General features: G+C 73.5%; 14 protein-coding genes. 8 read left to right on the forward strand and 6 right to left on the reverse strand.

Annotated features, from left to right (window positions below; genetic code table 11):
* Positions 1–92: 92 nt before the first annotated feature.
* Positions 93–1,214 (reverse strand): serpin family protein, encoded by a 1,122-nt coding sequence (locus tag OG335_RS33120; protein ID WP_405014828.1) that lies wholly within the window; start codon positions 1,212–1,214, stop codon positions 93–95.
* Between the two features lie 388 nt (positions 1,215–1,602).
* Between OG335_RS33120 and OG335_RS33125 the strand changes: the two genes are divergently transcribed.
* Positions 1,603–1,863 carry a hypothetical protein gene (locus tag OG335_RS33125; RefSeq protein WP_405014829.1) on the forward strand — a complete coding sequence of 87 codons (261 nt, stop codon included), beginning with the start codon at positions 1,603–1,605 and terminating at the stop codon, positions 1,861–1,863.
* Between the two features lie 328 nt (positions 1,864–2,191).
* Positions 2,192–2,392 carry a DNA-binding protein gene (locus tag OG335_RS33130; RefSeq protein ID WP_405014830.1) on the forward strand — a complete coding sequence of 67 codons (201 nt, stop codon included), beginning with the start codon at positions 2,192–2,194 and terminating at the stop codon, positions 2,390–2,392.
* Between the two features lie 175 nt (positions 2,393–2,567).
* On the opposite strand, the gene OG335_RS33135 is transcribed toward OG335_RS33130, so the two are convergent.
* Complete coding sequence (locus OG335_RS33135; protein ID WP_405014831.1) at positions 2,568–3,983, reverse strand: lamin tail domain-containing protein; 1,416 nt, start codon at positions 3,981–3,983, stop codon at positions 2,568–2,570.
* A gap of 666 nt (positions 3,984–4,649) precedes the next feature.
* Here OG335_RS33135 and OG335_RS33140 point away from each other — a divergent pair.
* Positions 4,650–5,369: a leucine-rich repeat domain-containing protein gene (locus OG335_RS33140; protein WP_405014832.1), complete on the forward strand. Its 720-nt coding sequence runs from the start codon at positions 4,650–4,652 to the stop codon at positions 5,367–5,369.
* Positions 5,370–5,456: 87 nt separating this feature from the next.
* Here the strand turns inward: OG335_RS33140 and OG335_RS33145 are convergent, their stop codons facing one another.
* From OG335_RS33145 to OG335_RS33155, 3 genes are read right to left on the reverse strand one after another with little or no spacing between them, the layout of a single operon-like run.
* The gene (locus tag OG335_RS33145) at positions 5,457–6,683 is read right to left on the reverse strand and encodes an acyltransferase family protein (RefSeq protein WP_405014833.1); all 1,227 of its coding nucleotides are present in this window, start codon (positions 6,681–6,683) and stop codon (positions 5,457–5,459) included.
* Between the two features lie 57 nt (positions 6,684–6,740).
* Positions 6,741–8,885, reverse strand: coding sequence for a bifunctional polysaccharide deacetylase/glycosyltransferase family 2 protein (locus OG335_RS33150; RefSeq protein WP_405014834.1), 2,145 nt, complete (start codon positions 8,883–8,885; stop codon positions 6,741–6,743).
* Positions 8,886–8,906: 21 nt separating this feature from the next.
* Positions 8,907–9,578 (reverse strand): hypothetical protein, encoded by a 672-nt coding sequence (locus tag OG335_RS33155; RefSeq protein WP_405014835.1) that lies wholly within the window; start codon positions 9,576–9,578, stop codon positions 8,907–8,909.
* A gap of 1,038 nt (positions 9,579–10,616) precedes the next feature.
* Here OG335_RS33155 and OG335_RS33160 point away from each other — a divergent pair.
* The 4 genes from OG335_RS33160 (at position 10,617) to OG335_RS33175 (ending at position 13,479) form a co-directional block, all read left to right on the forward strand.
* Positions 10,617–11,630, forward strand: a complete 1,014-nt coding sequence (locus OG335_RS33160) for an MDR family NADP-dependent oxidoreductase (protein ID WP_405015610.1) — start codon at positions 10,617–10,619, stop codon at positions 11,628–11,630.
* A gap of 75 nt (positions 11,631–11,705) precedes the next feature.
* Positions 11,706–12,194, forward strand: coding sequence for a MerR family transcriptional regulator (locus OG335_RS33165; protein ID WP_405014836.1), 489 nt, complete (start codon positions 11,706–11,708; stop codon positions 12,192–12,194).
* Positions 12,195–12,252: 58 nt separating this feature from the next.
* The gene (locus OG335_RS33170; RefSeq protein ID WP_405014837.1) at positions 12,253–12,453 is read left to right on the forward strand and encodes a hypothetical protein; all 201 of its coding nucleotides are present in this window, start codon (positions 12,253–12,255) and stop codon (positions 12,451–12,453) included.
* Positions 12,454–12,639: 186 nt separating this feature from the next.
* Positions 12,640–13,479, forward strand: coding sequence for a hypothetical protein (locus OG335_RS33175; protein WP_405014838.1), 840 nt, complete (start codon positions 12,640–12,642; stop codon positions 13,477–13,479).
* 193 nt (positions 13,480–13,672) lie between these two features.
* Here the strand turns inward: OG335_RS33175 and metG are convergent, their stop codons facing one another.
* Positions 13,673–15,412 (reverse strand): methionine--tRNA ligase, encoded by a 1,740-nt coding sequence (metG, locus tag OG335_RS33180; RefSeq protein ID WP_405014839.1) that lies wholly within the window; start codon positions 15,410–15,412, stop codon positions 13,673–13,675.
* A gap of 534 nt (positions 15,413–15,946) precedes the next feature.
* Here metG and OG335_RS33185 point away from each other — a divergent pair.
* Entirely contained in the window at positions 15,947–16,684 is a 738-nt protein-coding gene (locus OG335_RS33185) for an SOS response-associated peptidase (RefSeq protein ID WP_405014840.1), read from the forward strand.
* Positions 16,685–16,696 lie beyond the last annotated feature (12 nt).

A 16,696-nucleotide genomic window follows, 5' to 3' on the forward strand; every position in this document is an offset into this window, starting at 1 on the left:
CGCGTCGGCCGGGCCTGAGGCTGCACAGGCCGTGCAGGCCGCTCCGGAGGGTGCAGGTACGGATGCTCTCGTCCTCCTCGGCGGCGCCGGGGTCAGCTCACGTCCTCGTGCTCCGCAGGCTCGCCGACCCAGCCGGCCGCGATGGCCAGCCCGGACGTGCGGTGCACCGCGAGGAACGCGAACGGCCGGTCGAACACGGCGTCGGCGACGGTGACGCGATGGCCGGGCCGGCGCGCGGCGGCGCCGCGTGACATGCCGACGGCCGTGACCGCTCCAGCCTCGAAGCCGAGCCCGCCGAACGTCGCGGTGGCACTCTGCGCGGCCTGTGTGACGACCAGCGGTTCGGTGCTGGTGATCCCCGTGAAGCTGCCCACCCGGGAGGCCGTTCGGAGGCCGAGGAGACGGGCGTGCTGCAGCAGGTCGTGCCGGGTGCGGACCGTGAACGGGACCGTGGTCAGGGCCAGTCGGTCTCCCGGTTGCGCGCTGTCCGCGCTGCGGACCGTCAGCCCGGGCCACTCGTCGCCGTGCGCAAGCGCGGCGGCGGGGGTGCGGACGGCCCGGCCGTCCAGGAGGTCGAGCCCGGCGGCGAGCACGGCACCGAGCGGCGCGGCGGCCGGGCCGATGACGAGATGGACGTCGATGTCGGTGTCGCCGGGCAGCCGTACCTCGGTGACCGGGCCCGCGGCGGTTTCCGCCACGGCCAGGCGGTCGAACAGCGCGGAGCTGTCGAGGTGCAGGGCCGCGAGCGGACGGCCGGCCCACGGCCCGGCCGCGGCCTGGTGCCGTGAGGGCCTGAACGCCTGCTGCCAGCGGGTGCGTACGGTCAGCGCGCCGGCGAGGACGAGCCGGGTGCTCCGCAGAGGCTCCAGCGGCATCGATCGGATCATGCCGTCGGTGCGGCTGTCCGCCCACGCGTCCAGCCGGTCGCGGTCGACGGCGGGGTCACCGGTCAGCCGTTCGTGAGTCCCCGCGCCGACCGCCGCCAGCCACCGGGCCTCCAGGAGCAGGTCGTCCCGTGTCCACAGCCCGATCGCGGCACCGACCCCGGGTACGGCGCCGAGTACGTCGAGCAGGTCCCGGGCCCGTACGGCGGCCTGCTCGACGGCCTCCCCGGCCGGTACGCCGAGTGCTTCGGCAAGCTCCTCACGGACCGTGCGGTCCGCCCCTGCGGCCAGGAAAGCGAGCAGCGGCCAGACGCCGGCCGCGGCGAACACCGTTGCCGTCGTGCCTCCTTGGATGTCCCCGGCCCATCGTGAGGCCAAGGCGTTGACCGCCCGTACCGTGCTGCCCGTGGTTGCCGTGGCCAAGACCGCCCCCGTGTCCGCACCTGAACCCGATCCGATGGGTCGGATGATGCCAGACACCGGTCCGGGCGTCCGCAGAACGGGCCGGCCACGAGGCCGTCGTGGCCGGCCGTGACAAGTGCCCCGCTGCGGTCGGTGCGTGGCGGCTGGTGCGTGGCGGCTGGTGCGTGACGGTCGGTGAGTGACGGGGAATGTGTCTCGATCCGAGGCGCGCAGGCCTGGCCTGCGGCGATGCCCGGTGGGACGATCGACCACGGAGTACAGCGTCCGGCTGTGCGCCGTACCGGGGGAGTCGGGGATGGAGCAGGATCTGCCGGAGCAGGGCCACGAGGACGGCCGCGCCCACTACGTACGGCCGAAGGACGCGCCGGACGCGCCCAACCCGCCGTCGGCGGTGCTGAGTCGGTGGGAGCGGTTCACGGGGTTCCTGTCGGGGCTGATGGCCGACCGGAACCCCGCGGACCTCAACCCGCCCGTGCCGCACGGATACGACGGGAAGCGGCCCGGTCCGTTCATCAGCAACAACAACCAGGGCGGTGGTGGAGGCGGCGGCTGCTGACGTTCGGTCAGCGCCCGGTCGACGCCGCCCTGGCCCGGGTGCACCGGCGCGGAGGCGGATCCGCCGGGGCCACCGGCGGCCTGCCGGTCGCCGTCGTCGTGATCCTGTGCTCAGCACGACCGGCTGCACGGTGATCGTCCTGATGGTCCCCGCGCGTCGTCCCGTCCGGTGTGCTGTCCGACGAGGCGTCCGCGGCAGCATCAGGGGAGCAGGCCGCCGTCCTCCCGGGGGCGGTGGCAGGACGCCCGCTCGCACCCGCGGCCACCCGACACGGGTCGCATGCCCCGGGTCGGTGGTGCGGGAGAGGCGGATGGGCGACGATGGCGCCATGACCGGTCAGCCGCCGCACGACCTGCCCCGGAACATCGGTGCGCCCGCCACCCGCGCCCTGATCGGGGCCGGGTACACCAGGCTCGACCAGCTCGACGGCGTCGCCGTGGCGGAGCTGGAGAAGCTCCACGGTGTCGGGCCGAAGGCCCTCGAACGGCTGCGAGCGGCCCTCCGGGAACAGGGCCGCTCGCTGACCTGACCTGACCTGACCTGACCTGACCTGACTTGACCCGGCCGTCCGAGGCAGGCCACGGGCTGTTCGGGTGCAGGTCGCCCGGGTCGGTGGTGCGCCGGTCGGTGGTGCGCGGATCGGTGGTGCGCGGTGGGGCGGGCGGTCGGCCGTACGGCCGTGGCCGGCCGCCCACCCCGCGGCATCAGGTGCAGTTCAGCGTGCCGGCGCGCAGCGCGTGGCCGCCGTCGTTGCTGTCGTCGGACCAGACCACCGGCTTCTGGCCCGCGGTGCACGCCGACTGCGGTGCGACGGCGAAGCCCTCGTTGTTGTAGTCGGGCATCCCGGTCGGGCGGTCGTAGGTGTGGGTCACGGCGAACTGCCCCTGGGCGTTGATGTCCAGGGTCGAGGTGCGCCCGTTGCAGGTGTCGTCGCAGACCGCCCAGAGGTGCCCCGTGGCGGCCTCGAACTCCAGGTCCATGACGCCCGGGAAGCCGCTGGTGATGGTGGCGACCCGGGTGTATCCGCCGGTGCTCAGGTTCAGCGCGTAGGCGTAGACGGTGCCGTTGGCCTCCAGGCCGGTGAAGAACAGGCCGCTGCCGTGGCTCGCGTAGGAGGCCGGGGCGTAGGCGGCGCCGGTGTGCTCGTCACGGAAGCCGTGCGCGGTCAGGAAGGAGTCCGGGATCCACGAGATGCCCTCCAGGCCGCTGTTGGCGGCGACGGACGGCAGGTCGGACGTGAGGTTCCACTCGGCGGTGGCGTTGAGCGAGGACGCCGACGAGGAGGTGTCGAAGCGCAGGATCTTCGGCATGCTCGTGCCGCTGTTGCCGTTGTCGCGCTCGGTGGAGACGAACGTCCCGTCGGGGGTGACGACGACGCCCTCCGCGTCCGGGTCGCCGCTGCCGTTCGCGTAGTGCAGCGCCTTGCCGGAGGACCAGCCGCTGCTCGTGTCAGGGGTCCAGGTCGTCCCGCTGGGCACCAGGCGGTAGATCCGGCCCGGGCCGTTGTCGACGGCCCACAGCACGGTCGCGCTCTCGAACGACAGGCCGCTCAGGTTCGTCCCGAACACGTTGGTGCCGTCCGCGACCGTGACCGAGGCACTGCCGGGCCAGGTCGGGCCGGTCTGCCCCCCGCCACCACTCGTCCCGCCGGGGCAGGCGTTGGCGGTGCCCTTGGTGGAGGCGGTGGTGGTGGTGAAGGTGCCGGTGCCGTCGGTGCAGCGGCCGTAGGTGGTGGTGGCGTGGCCGGTCCAGGTGTAGGAGTCGACCAGGGTGGTGCCGTCGGCGCGGTAGAGGCGGGCCTTGTCGGAGCTGCCGAGGCCGTAGGAGGTCTCGACGTCGAGGGCCCGGAAGGCGCCGGGGGCGAGGGTGGTGCCGGTGGGCACGGTGTAGGTGTGGGAGTCGTTGTCGTCCCTGACGATCCACCCGGAGATGTCGATGGTGGCGGTGCCGGTGTTGACCACCTCGACCCAGTCGCCGGGGCTGCCGCCGTTCGACTCGACCTCGTTGATCCGCACCGTGGACGTGTCCTCCGCCGACGCCGGCACCCCGGACAGGCCGAGGACGAGAACGGACAGGGCGACAGCGCTGATGAGGGCTGGTCTGCGCCGGTACGTGGGCAAGGGTGGCCGCCTTCGACTCGGGGGAAGTGTGCGGGCGAGCAGGACGCCCGCGCTCCGGGAGAGCCTGAGGCACACCGGCGACCGCGGGTTGAACGCGCTGCGAACACCACCGGTACCCCGCAGGACCGGTACCCGCGCCCCGCGCCCCGGGTGGCGGATGGCGGGTGGCGGCCTGGGCGCCGACCGTCCTGCCCGAGGCGACGAAGACGAATCAGCCCGGCGGACCGGCGGACCGGCGGACAGCCGTCGGTTCTCCCAGGAGATCCGACGGCTGTCGTGCCGGCGGCGGGCCGAGCCCGCGGGGCCGTCCGGCGCCCGGGTCAGGGGCGGCGGTGCGGCCCGTACGTCAGCGGCAACTCAGCACTGCGGCCGCTTCCCGTGGTTGGCGGCATGCCCACGACGGGCCTTCTTCTTGCGGCGTCGCTTCGATGACACGTCGTGCCCCTTTCCGAGGTGGTGGTGCAACCGTCCCTCCAACGTCCCACATCTGCGCCCCTTCGGCACGGTGTCCCACCGGCACCGGACGTGCACGCACGGTATCCCTTCGCCCTCCGGGCACGGCCCCCTGCGCCCGGCCGGCGCGCAGGGGGCGGGCTGCCGCGGATACGCCCCGGCCGGACCGGCTACGGTCGGGCACCGGGACAGGACGGCGGGAGGACGAGGATCGTGCAGCACGTGCGAAACCTGTGGCGGCAGCAGCTCGGGCACGTACCGGACGCGGTGTGGACCGAGACGGAGCTCCACGTGCTCATCCTCGCCGAGAACGGGCTCACCGCCCTGCCCGCGGAGATCGGGCGCCTGCAACGGCTCAGCACGCTCGACCTGGGCCACAACGCACTCACGGAGGTGCCGGAGGAACTGGGCGAGCTGACCGCCCTCCGCGACTGCCTCTACCTGCACGACAACCGCATCGAGCGGCTGCCCGACACCCTGGGCCGCCTCACCCGGCTGCGCTACCTCAATGTCGGCGAGAACGCCCTCACCGCGCTGCCCGACGCGGTCGGCGGGATGACGGGCCTCGTCGAGCTGCGGGCCCAGCACAACCGCCTCACGACGCTCCCCGACACGGTCGGCGGGCTCACCGCACTGCGCGAGCTCTGGCTCCGGGGCAACGTGATCCACCGGCTGCCGGCGTCGCTCGGAGGCCTGGTGGAGCTGCGCCACCTCGACCTCCGGGAGAACGCCCTCACCGAGGTGCCCGGCGTCCTGGCCGGACTCCCACGGCTGCGCCACCTCGACCTGCGGAGCAACCGGCTGGGCGGCCTGCCCGACTGGCTCCTCCGGCTCCCGGCGCTGGAGAAGCTCGACCTGCGATGGAACGGCATCGACCCCGGGCTGCCCCTCGTGGCCGAGCTGGAGCAGCGCGGGTGCGTCGTCCTGGCCTGAACGGGCACGGGTGGGGGTGCAGGTGGGGGCGCGGGCGAGTGCGACGGACGCCCGTGCGACGTCCGCCCCGGAAATTGCGGGGACGGCTCAGCGGTCCCGGACGCGCGGTTCGGCGTTCTGCCGCTGGTAGGGGAACAGCCGGGGGCGCCGCTTGGCCGCGACGTCCTCGATCCAGCCGAAGAGCACGATGCACAGGCCGATCACGGGCCAGGCCAGCACCATCGCCGTCCACTCGCTGTCGAGCAGCCACGGCACGTTCTCGGCGAGCAGCGGCACGCTCCAGGTGAGGCCGATCAGACTGATCGCCGCCGTGATCGCCAGGTTGTGCCAGAGGTAGACGGTGACGGCCCGCGAGTTCAGCAGGCCGATCCAGCCGCCCCACCGGCGCAGCCGGGGCGGCCACTCCCGCCACGAGGGGGCGGCGTTGAGAAGCAGCAGGACGAAGCCGAACGACCAGACCGCCTGTCCCAGCGTGCTGTCCTCCAGGGTGGCGGGGCCGCCCATGTCGTTCGTGCCGTTCAGTGTCCACCAGAGCACGACGCCCATGACGAACGGCACCAGCGACGGCAGGATGTAGCGCGGGAAACGCCCGAGCATGCCCTCCTGGTACGCCATGCCGAGCAGCCAGCACGAGCCGTAGATGGCCAGGCCGTCCACGATGCTGTAGAGCTCGGGGCGCAGGTCCACGTAGCCGCGCTCCAGGACGACGCAGAACGCCAGCGGGGCGAGCACCACCAGCCACGAGACCCGCCGGAGCAGCCACAGCATGAGCGGCGACAGCAGGACGAACCACAGGTAGGCGCGCAGGTACCAGAGCGGCCCGGCGGCGTGCTCACCCCAGGCGGTGTCCAGCAGCCCGTGCACGCCGGGGAGCGGGTAGCCGAACGGCGGGTCGCTCAGCGGCAGGATCCACAGCAGGATCCTGCTCCACCACTCGGTCCCGCTCTGGCCGGAGCCGGACGCCGACCAGCCCTGCAGGATCATCCCCGGCACCGCGACGGCGCCGAGCAGCCAGAGCGGCGGCAGGAGGCGCCGCAGCCGCCCGCGGATCACCGAGAGGGCGGGCCGGGACAGCGAGCGGGCCATCAGGGACCCGGCCAGCGCGAACATCACGCCCATCGACGGGAAGACGATCGGCAGCCACGACCAGGCGAACATGTGCAGGAACACCACGCGGACGAGTGCGACCGCCCGCAGCAGGTCGAGGTAGAGGTCCCGCCCGGGCTTCGTCCGGTCCGGCGCCGTCGGCGTGACGGCGGAGTCGGACGGCCCGGCGCCGGGCGGTGCGTACCCGGGGAGGGCTGGCGCGGTCATGATGGCCTTTCGGGTGGGCGGCGCGGTGCTGGGTGGTGCGGTGGTGGCCGGCGGTGCTCAGACGGTGACGGGGACGTCGACCTCTCCGGTGCGCCGGAGCTTCTGCCACCGCAGGCGGCCGCCGGTGAGGGCGGTGATCCACGACTGCAGCAGCACGAGGTACATCAGCTGGCGGTACACGAGTTGCTGGAGCGCCAGCGAGAGCAGGTGCCAGGGCTTCTCCCGGTCGAGCCGGAAGGCGTAGCCGGCGCAGACGAACTGGGCGACGAGGACGGTCAGCCAGGCCGCGAAGGTCTTGGGCGCGTCGACGAACAGCAGGCCGTAGACCAGGAAGACGTCGAAGAGCGGGGCCAGCAGCGGCGCCACCACCATGAACAGGGCGACCAGCGGCAGCCCGACCCGGCCGAACCGGCCGGCCGGCCCGGAGGCGACCACGGCACGCCGGTGCTTCCACATCGCCTGCATGGTGCCGTAGCACCAGCGGTAGCGCTGCGACCAGAGCTGGCTCAGGGTGCTGGGGGCCTCCGTCCAGGCCCGGGCGTTCTCCGCGTAGACCACGCGCCAGCCGTCGATGTGCAGGGCCATGGTCAGGTCGGTGTCCTCGGCGAGGGTGTCCTCGCTCATGCCGCCGGCCTGCTCCAGGGCCTCGCGGCGGTAGGCGCCGACCGCTCCCGGGACGGTGGGCATGCAGCCGAGTTCGTCGTACATGCGGCGGTCCAGGTTGAAGCCCATGACGTACTCGACGTGCTGCCAGGCGCCGATGAGGCTGTCCCGGTTGCCGACCTTGGCGTTGCCGGCGACCGCGCCGACCCGGGGGTCGGCGAACGGCTGCACCAGCTCGCGGACGGTCGACGGCTCGAACACCGTGTCGCCGTCCATCATCACGATCAGGTCGTGCGCGGCGTGCGCGATGCCGGTGTTGAGAGCGGTCGCCTTGCCGGAGTTGGGCTGGCTGATCACCCGCACGCCCGGCAGGGCGAGATCCTCGACGATCCGGACGGTGTCGTCGGTGGAGCCGTCGTCGATGACGATCACCTCGATCGGATGCTCGCCGTCGACCAGGGAGCGCAGCGTGTTGGCGATGCACTCCTGCTCGTTGTAGGCGGGCACCAGGACCGTGGCGGGCCGGGTGACGGGCGGGCCCCAGGTGAACGTCCGCCGACGTGTCCGGCGGGCGTGCTTGACGGCGAGGACGAGCATCAGGGCGAACCGGCCGAACACGAGCGTGCCGACGACGGCGAGCAGTACGACCAGGACCGGCATGACGTTCACCGCGCCGTGCGCCATCCACAGGAAGGCCTTGCCCTCCCAGAGCGGGAAACCCTTGACCTCGGACATCGAGCTCTTGGCGCCGATCGACTCGCTGACCGTGGTGAAGCGGTACCCCTCGGACTGCAGCTCGGGCATCAGGATCTTGAGCGCGGCGACGCTCTGCGAGCGGTCGCCGCCCGCGTCGTGCAGCAGCACCACGTGGCCGGCGCCCGGCTTCGCGGGCAGGGCGGCCCTGACGATCGCGTCGACCCCGGGGCGCTGCCAGTCCTCGGTGTCCTCGTCGATGAACGCGGTCACGTAGCCCTGGTCGGCGAGCTTCTTGATCACCGGCCAGGTGAGGTCGTCCAGCGCCGAGGCGTCGGAGGAGTACGGCGGCCGGAACAGCGCGCTGTGCACGCCCGCGACGCCGGCGAGGGCCAGCTGGGTCTGGGCCATCTCCCAGGTGGCCCGGCTGTCGGACTGGAGCGTCAGGTCGGGGTGGGTGAAGGTGTGCAGGCCGATCTCGTGGCCCTCGGCGAGGATCCGCCGGATCAGGTCGGGGTGCCGGACGACCATCGATCCGGTCACGAAGAAGGTGGCCTTGGCGTGGTACCGGGCGAGCACGTCCAGGATCTGCGGGGTCCACTTCTCGTCCGGACCGTCGTCGAAGGTGAGCGCCATCGTGTGGTCCTGGGCGCGGTAGCTGCGAGGCTCCCCGGGGCCGCGGGCGTCGATCACCGGACCGCCGGTGAGCAGGGCCGGCGGCACGGTGGTCTTGTCGACCGAGACGTTGATCCGGGCGTCGTGGAAGACCTCGTTCGTCACCAGGCCGCGCAGCAGCAGGGTGAGCAGCAGGGCGAGCAGGACGACGACGGGCAGGGCGAACCGCATGGGCGGGACGGCACGGCGGCGCAGCCGCCCGGCCGTCCGCCTGCCTCGGAAACGGGACATGGCAGTGATCCTTGGGAATGCCTAGCGGGACGTGCCGGAGGTGTCGGCGGAGCCGTTCGCCTCGACCGCGTCGGCCGGGAGGGTCGGGGTGGCCGCGGGTGGTTCGGGGTCGGGCGCGGTGACGGGTGGGGAGGCAGCGGAGGAGGCGGTGGCCGTGGCCGGAGAGGAGGCCGACACGGCGGTGCCGGGATCGGGCTTCCGGGTGACGACCGCTGCGCCGGATGCGGCCGCCGCCCGGCTGGTGGCGGCGGAGGCGGCTGCGGGCTTCCCGGCTGCCGCGGAGTGGCTCGCCGCGGGCGAGGTGGTGGGGCGTGCGGGTGTCCGGCTCGCTGGTGCGGCCACGGAGGCGCCGGCGGCCGGGACCTTCCCCGCCCCCACCACGGGGGAGGGGATCGGCATGGAGGGGGCGTCACCGTTGGAGCCGGCGACGGTGGTGAGCGCGACGCCGGCGAATCCCGCGCACGCCAGCCCGGCGACCCACCCGAGGCCCCGGAGGGCACGGCCGCGCCGACCGCTCTGGTCGACGAACACGGCCCTGGCCGTGCCGTCGGACTCGATCAGGACGTGCTCCACCACGGAGACTGCCGGCACTTCGGGCGCGGTCGACCGGGCCGCCCAGGGCGACCGGAGCCGGATGGTCCTGTCGTGCCGGACGAGCCCGGAGGACGGCTCGTCGGGTATGCGCGAACGCACGGTGCTCACGGTGAGTCAACTTTCATGGCCCCGTGGCGAGTCGGCGTGCCGTCGTCGCCGACGGGCACCGATCGCGGGCCGAGTGTGTGAAGGGTCCTCCCGAGGACCCCCGTGCCTCGGCCGCCGTGCGTGGATCGGTGCCTTCGTCGCCACCCACCTGTCGTCCGGTGCTGGAAAACTATCTCACCGGCCTGAGAGGAAAGTGCACGAATTGATAGGTGATATTCCCATTTGCTCTCGATCGTCACCAAGACGTGACCAAAGTGCCGGAACCTTTTTACCGTCACCTGTCAAGATCTTCCGCGGATTTTCGGTGGGAGAGTCGAGGGTCGGCGGCCCTCGGGGTGGCCGTCCGGCGTTGCGGGCCGACCCCTCGGGCCGGGTGTCCCGGACGTGCGGTGCGTGTGCAACCTGGCGAGGAGCCGTCACTCCGGGTAGCCGTTCAGGTGGGCCTTCCGGACCCCGGACAGGACCCCGCCGGGCGGCTGCCGCCCATGCGATGACCGAAGCGGCGACCGAAGCGATGACCGATACGACGGCCCACACGGTGATCCGTGTGATCCGTGTGATCCGTGCGATCTGCCGCGGGATGAACCGTGCGACGTGCCGAGTGACGTGCCGCGTGATGGGCTGCGCCGCCGTCCGCGCGGACTTGGCGACGGACTTCACGACGGACTTCACGACGAACGTCGGAGTGGTGACGGGCATGGCGGCCTCCTCCTCGCGATGCCGTCCGGGCTTCTTCCCGGCGGCGGGCGTCCGGGACCCATCGTGCGGCCCGGCCGCACCCGCGGCCGCTGCCTGTGGACAACTCGCCCGATGCGCCCCGCACGCCCGCCGAACGGGTGATGTGCCGCCGGGCGCAGGCCCTGCGGGCCCCGTCGCCGACGCGGGCCGCCCGTCCCGGGCGCACCGCGCAGCCGTACGGGACGGATGCCCGTCGTCCACCCTTGACCCTGACCTGCGGGTGAGGGGTTAGCGTTCCGGCGCCCGCAGCGGGACGGCCGCTGCCCTGCCCACCCGGAGTCCGCCGTGCCACTGCCCACCACCGCCCGCGAGGTCCGGCTGACCGCGACCCCCGACGGCCTGCCGACGGCCGCGCACTTCGGCGTCGCCAGGATCCCGCTCCCGGCGCCCGGCCCCGGCCGGGTGCTGGTGCGCAACACCCACTTCCTGGTCTTCCCGGGCCTGCGCACGCTGATCGGCGGCGAGGTGGACGGCGTTCCCCTGCCGCCGATCCGCGCCGGTCAGGCACTGTTCGGTCCGGCGCTGGGCGAGGTGCTGGCCGCCCCGGCGGACGGGCCGCTGCGCCCGGGCGACCTCGTGACCCACCTGCAGGGGTGGCGGGATCATGCGCTGGGCGCCGCCGCGGACTTCACCCCGGTGGACGGCTCCCTGCCGGACCCGGTCGCCCACCTGTCGCCCGCCTCGGCCGGGTACGGCGCCCTGACCCGGTCGGCCGGGCTGCGCCGGGGCGACACCGTGCTGATCACCGGAGCGGCGGGCGCCGTCGGCACTGTGGCGGGGCAGACCGCCCGGCTGCTGGGGGCGTCGCGGGTGATCGGCACCACCGGCTCGCCCGGGAAGGCGAAGCGGCTGGTGGCCGAACTCGGCTATGACGCGGTGCTGGTGCGCGGAGCCGGGCCGATCGCCGACCAGCTGGCGGAGGCGGCCCCCGACGGCATCGACGTCCTGCTGGACACCGTCGGAGGCGAACAGCTGACGGCGGCCGTCGACGCGGCCCGGCCGGGCGCGCGGTTCGCGCTGGTCGGCGCACTGTCCGGGCAGATGGCGCCGGGCGGGCGGGGCGGCAGTTCGCCGGCGGTGGTCGACTCCTTCCGGCTGCTCGCCCTGGGCGTCTCGGTCCGCGGCTTCCGCGGGCTGGACCACCCGGACCTGGAGGCGGAGTGGCGGCACCGGTTCGGTGCCTGGCTGCGCGCGGGTGAGATCTCCTTCCCCCGGACGGTCGTGGCGGGCATCGATCAGGCGCCCGGGGCGTTGACCCGGTTGATCGGGGGCGACGGTTTCGGCGCCATGATCGTCGAGTTGTAGACCCGCCGACCCGCACGGGCGGTGCGGTCGTCGGGTCGAGGCCGTCCGCACGCGGGCGGCCGTGGGGGAGGACGCATGCGGATCGGCGACGCGGCGGCGGCCGCGGGCACCACACCCAGGGCCCTGCGTCTCTACGAGCAGCGGGGCCTGCTGCCGCCGCCGGTCCGCACGGCGTCGGGGCAGCGCGTGTACGGGCCGGCGGAGGTCGCCCGGGTCGGGCTGATCCGTCGGCTCCTCGCCCTCGGGCTGACGATCGAGGACCTGCGCAGCCGCGCCCACCGGCTCGACCTGCTGACGGAGGACCCGCCGACCGCCTGCGCCGCGTCGGGCGGCGGGCCGGAGACCTTCACCCCCGTCGTCGAGCACCGCCTCGCCGTACTGGACACCGAGATCGCCCGGCTCACCCGGCTGCGGGACGACCTCGCCCGGCACACCGCCACGGACGAGGACCCGTGCACCGCCACGGACGAGGACCCGTGCACCGGCGGAGGCGGCAGCCACGTCCCGCCACCGGTCGAGATCCGTCCCGCCGCAGGGACGATCCGGAGCGACCGGCGCGCCTGACGGAGCATCACCCCCGCCGCCGGGTTTGGCGCCTGCGGGATCGGTCACACTGCTGATCATGAGTGCTGACCGCCGCCCGCTGGGGCTCCCCGACTTCTCCGCTCCTGCCGTCGACGCCCCGGTGGCCGACCGGCGCCCGCTGCCGCCCGTCGACCGCGCGCTGTTCCTCCCGCCGCCGGCCGAGGAGCCGGTGGCCGAGCGACCCGCCCGCCGACCGCTCGCCGTCGGTGCGATGGCGTTCAGGGCCCCCGACGCCTGATTGCGGGCCCGAGCCCGAGCCGGCCCCTGTCGACCCTCGCCGCGTACGCCGCGCACCCCGCCCTCGCCGCATACGCCGCGCACCCCGCCGTCGCCGCGCACGCGGGCCGTCCGGGTCGGCAGCCCGTACGGCCGCGCCGGTGTTTCGCTGCCGACGGTGGCCCGGCCGCAGGTCTAGGCTCGGTCCGTGGGGCAGCCCGAGCAGCGCGCCGAGGGCGCAGGACCGTTCACGACCCGACTCGCCTGGCGTCTGCCCGAAGGCGGTACGGCAGTCTGGGAGTCGCGGCTCGCCCGGCGGCGCGGGGTCATCGCCGTCCACCGGCCGGGAGAGCCGGACGGCCGGCACGCCGTCGCGGACCCGGTGTCGATCAGCAGGCTCCGCAGGCTCAACACCGTCGCCGCCGTCGCCTTCGTCCTCGGTGGGGCGCTGTTCGCGGCCGGGGCCTGGGTGGCGCAGTTCGGGTCCGGTGACCCCACGGAGAGCGCCTGGATCTACTTCGCGGGCGGTCTCTGCTTCAACACCGGCGGCTACGTCTCGCTGCTGCAGGTGGTGAACGCCCCACGCCACGACGTCGGCAGGGGCACGCTCGTCACGCGGCGCTGGCGCTGGTGGAGCTACGAGCCGGCGCGGCTGGACTGGCTGAGCGTCGCCGTGCTCTTCGCCGGCACGCTGGTCTTCGCCGTCGACCTGCTGGACTCCTTCCTGCGGGGCCTGGACTCGCAGCAGGTCAACCGGCTGATCTGGGCGCCGGACATCGTGGGGTGCGTCCTCTTCCTGGTCTCCGGGCACCTCGCGTTCCTGGAGCTCTGCCACGGCCGCCGGTGCGTCCACCCGCGCAGCCTCGCGTGGTGGATCGTGGCGGTGAACCAGCTCGGCTCCGCGCTCTTCATGGTCTCGGCGATCGCCGCGTTCACCCGGCCGGGCACCGGAAGCGTCGTCGACACGGGCGTGGCCAACTGGGGCACACTCGTCGGTGCCCTCTGCTTCTCGCTCGGCGGAGTGCTCCAGCTGTTCGAACGCCCGTAGGAGAGCGTCCGGGCCGCAACGCCCGACCCGCGCCACCGTGGCCGACCGGGCCACCATGCCCCGGGCTGCCCCGGGCAGCGCTGGTCGGCCACGGCGGCCGCGGCGAACCTCGTCCCGGCCGCGGTGGCCCACACCTCGGGCGCCGCGCCCGCCGCGGGTGCGGCAGGCGCGGCGCCCGTGAGGCCCCGACCCGTCAGACGGCGTCGGGGGCGCCGCCGAAGCGGGCGGTCCAGGCCGCGAGGTCCTCGTCGGTGATCTTGGCGAACAGCACCGGCGGGACGGTGAAGGGGGTACCGGCGGGGACGAGGTCCAGAGCCGCCGCCTGCTCCGCGTCCACCCAGCCCGCCGTACGCGCGGGGTCGTCCCCGGCGAGGGCGAAGGACTGCCGGACGGCCGCGGCGGCCGCCGGGATGAACGGCTCGGAGACGACCGAGTAGAGGTGGATCAGGTTCATCGCCGTGCGCAGCGTGAGCGCGGCCGCCTCGGGGTCGGTCTTGACCTGCAGCCAGGGCGCCTTCTCGTCGAGGTAGGAGTTGCCGGCGCTCCACAGGGCGCGCAGGCTCTGGGCGGCCTTGCGGAAGTTCAGTGCCTCCAGGTTGCCCTCGAACTCGGCCAGCAGCGCGGCGATCTGCGCGCCGAGGCGCTCCTCCGCCTCGCCGGGCTCGCCGCCCGCGGGCACCTCGTCGCCGAATCGCTTGCGGCTGAACGTCAGCACCCGGTTGACGAAGTTGCCGAGGGTGTCGGCGAGGTCCTTGTTGACGACGGAGGCGAACAGGTCCCAGGTGAAGCTGGAGTCGTCCGACTCGGGCGCGTGCGCCATCAGGAAGTAGCGCCAGTAGTCGGCCGGCAGCAGCTCCAGGGCGACGTCCGTGAAGATGCCCAGCTTCTGGCTCGTGGAGAACTTGCCGCCGTAGTAGGTGAGCCAGTTGAAGGCCTTGACGTAGTCGACCTTCTTCCACGGCCGGCGCGACCCCAGGATCGTGGCGGGGAACATCACCGTGTGGAACGGGACGTTGTCCTTCGCCATGAACTCCGTGTACCGGACGGTGTCGTCGGCCTCGTACCACCAGGACTTCCAGTCGCGGGTCTCGCCGGCCGGGGCGGCGTCCGCCCACTCCTTGGTGGCGCCGATGTACTCGATCGGGGCGTCGAACCAGACGTAGAAGACCTTGCCCGCCGCGGCCAGCTCCGGCCAGACGTCGGCCGGCACCGGCACGCCCCACTCCAGGTCGCGGGTGATCGCCCGGTCCTGCAGGCCCTCGGCCAGCCACTTGCGGGCGATCGACGAGGCGAGGACGGGCCAGGAGTCGCCGTTGGCGGCGATCCACGCCTCGACCTCGTCGGTCAGCTTCGACTGGAGGAGGAAGAGGTGGGTGGTCTCGCGGACCTCCAGCTCGGAGCTGCCGCTGATCGCCGAGCGCGGCTCCAGCAGATCGGTCGGGTCGAGCACGCGGGTGCAGTTCTCGCACTGGTCGCCGCGGGCCTTGTCGTACGCGCAGTGCGGGCAGGTGCCGACGATGTACCGGTCCGGGAGGAACCGGCCGTCCGTGATCGAGTACACCTGGCGGATCGACCGCTCCTCGATGAACCCGTTGGCGTGCAGCTCGCGGGCGATCTCCTGGGTGATCTCGCGGTTCTGCGGGGAGGAGCTGCGGCCGAAGAAGTCGAACGAGAGCTGGAAGCCGTCGTACACGGCCTTCTGCTGGTCGTGGGCCTGCGCGCAGAACTCGGCGACCGGAAGCCCCGCCTCCTGGGCGGCCAGCTCGGCGGGGGTGCCGTGCTCGTCGGTGGCGCAGATGAACAGCACCTCGTGGCCGCGCAGGCGCAGATAGCGGGAGTAGACGTCCGCCGGGAGCATCGACCCGACCATGTTGCCCAGGTGCTTGATCCCGTTGATGTAGGGAAGCGCGCTGGTGATCAACTGCCGAGTCATCCTGGGATGCTCCTATGTCTCCGGCGGGCACCTTCGGGCTGCCCGCGGGCGGGTGTCGGTGGCCTGGCGGCCCCTCGACGCCGCCGCAGGGGCGTCGCGATCGCCCGAGCCGCGGGAGGAGCGGGCTCCCGGCCGCCGCCATCGTACCGAAGCGGGCCGGGCGGCCCGAACCGCTTTCTCCGCCGCTGTCAAGACCGCGGTGCGGTGACGGCCGTTCCCGCCGCGCCGCGGGGTGACGCACCGTCCGGACGCCCGGCGGCGGCGCACCGCCCGCCCGGGCGCGGCACGTCGGTCGACGGGGTCGGCGCGGGCCGCACGCGCGAGGGCCGCGTGGGAGACGGGCCGTCGTCGGTGGCGAGGTCTACGATGCCATCGGCCCGGAGCCGTACCGGCACGCCGCTGCCGGCGAGCAGCGGGCAGCGAGCGGAGGCGGTTCCGGGCGGAAGACGCTGTCCAGGAACAGGCCCGCACCGAACCGTCCGATCCGCACGGCGGACCCGGGCGGGGCGGGTCCGGCCGGGAAGGAGCCCGCCGATGTGCGGCCGCTACGTGTCCACCACCGGTCCCCAGGACCTCGTCAACCTCTTCGGCGTCACCCGGTGGGATCCCGCGGAGACGCTGGAGCCCGACTACAACGTGGCGCCCACCAAGGACGTCTGGGCCGTCATGGAACGCCTCGACAAGGACACCGACATCGTGCAGCGCCGACTCCGGGCGCTCCGCTGGGGCCTCGTCCCGTCCTGGGCGAAGGACCCGTCGGTCGGCTCCCGGATGATCAACGCCCGGGTCGAGACCGTCCACGAGAAGCCCGCCTACCGCAAGGCGTTCACCTCCCGGCGCTGCCTGCTGCCGGCCGACGGCTTCTTCGAATGGACACCGCTGCCCGCGCTTCCGGGCGGAAAGGCGCGAAAGCAGCCGTACTTCATCGCCCCCGCCGACGGCAGCCTGATGGCCATGGCCGGGCTCTACGAGTTCTGGCGCGACCGGACGAGGCCCGACGACGACCCCGCCGCCTGGCTCACCACCGTCACCATCATCACCACCGAGGCCCGCGACGCCGCCGGCCGCATCCACGACCGCATGCCGCTCGCGATCGACCCGGCCGACGTCGACGCCTGGCTCGACCCCGCCCACACCGACCCCGACGAGCTCCGCACGCTCCTCCACACACCCGCCGGCGGCGAACTCGTCGTCACCCCGGTCTCCACCGCGGTCAACAAGGTCGGCAACAACGGCCCGCAGCTCCTCGACCCCGTCCCCGAGCCCGCCTGAGCGCCGTCCCGC

The sequence above is a fragment of the Kitasatospora sp. NBC_01539 genome, assembly GCF_045040525.1.
Classification (GTDB): Bacteria; Actinomycetota; Actinomycetes; order Streptomycetales; family Streptomycetaceae; genus Kitasatospora.

Excerpts from the sequence above, each read along its gene's own strand:
- OG335_RS33130 (WP_405014830.1), top strand. The coding sequence starts at position 2,192 with ATGACCGGTCAGCCGCCGCACGACCTGCCCCGGAACATCGGTGCGCCC.
- OG335_RS33150 (WP_405014834.1), bottom strand. The coding sequence starts at position 8,885 with ATGTCCCGTTTCCGAGGCAGGCGGACGGCCGGGCGGCTGCGCCGCCGT.
- OG335_RS33125 (WP_405014829.1), top strand. The coding sequence starts at position 1,603 with ATGGAGCAGGATCTGCCGGAGCAGGGCCACGAGGACGGCCGCGCCCAC.
- OG335_RS33165 (WP_405014836.1), top strand. The coding sequence starts at position 11,706 with ATGCGGATCGGCGACGCGGCGGCGGCCGCGGGCACCACACCCAGGGCC.
- metG (WP_405014839.1), bottom strand. The coding sequence starts at position 15,412 with ATGACTCGGCAGTTGATCACCAGCGCGCTTCCCTACATCAACGGGATC.
- OG335_RS33170 (WP_405014837.1), top strand. The coding sequence starts at position 12,253 with ATGAGTGCTGACCGCCGCCCGCTGGGGCTCCCCGACTTCTCCGCTCCT.
- OG335_RS33145 (WP_405014833.1), bottom strand. The coding sequence starts at position 6,683 with ATGACCGCGCCAGCCCTCCCCGGGTACGCACCGCCCGGCGCCGGGCCG.
- OG335_RS33185 (WP_405014840.1), top strand. The coding sequence starts at position 15,947 with ATGTGCGGCCGCTACGTGTCCACCACCGGTCCCCAGGACCTCGTCAAC.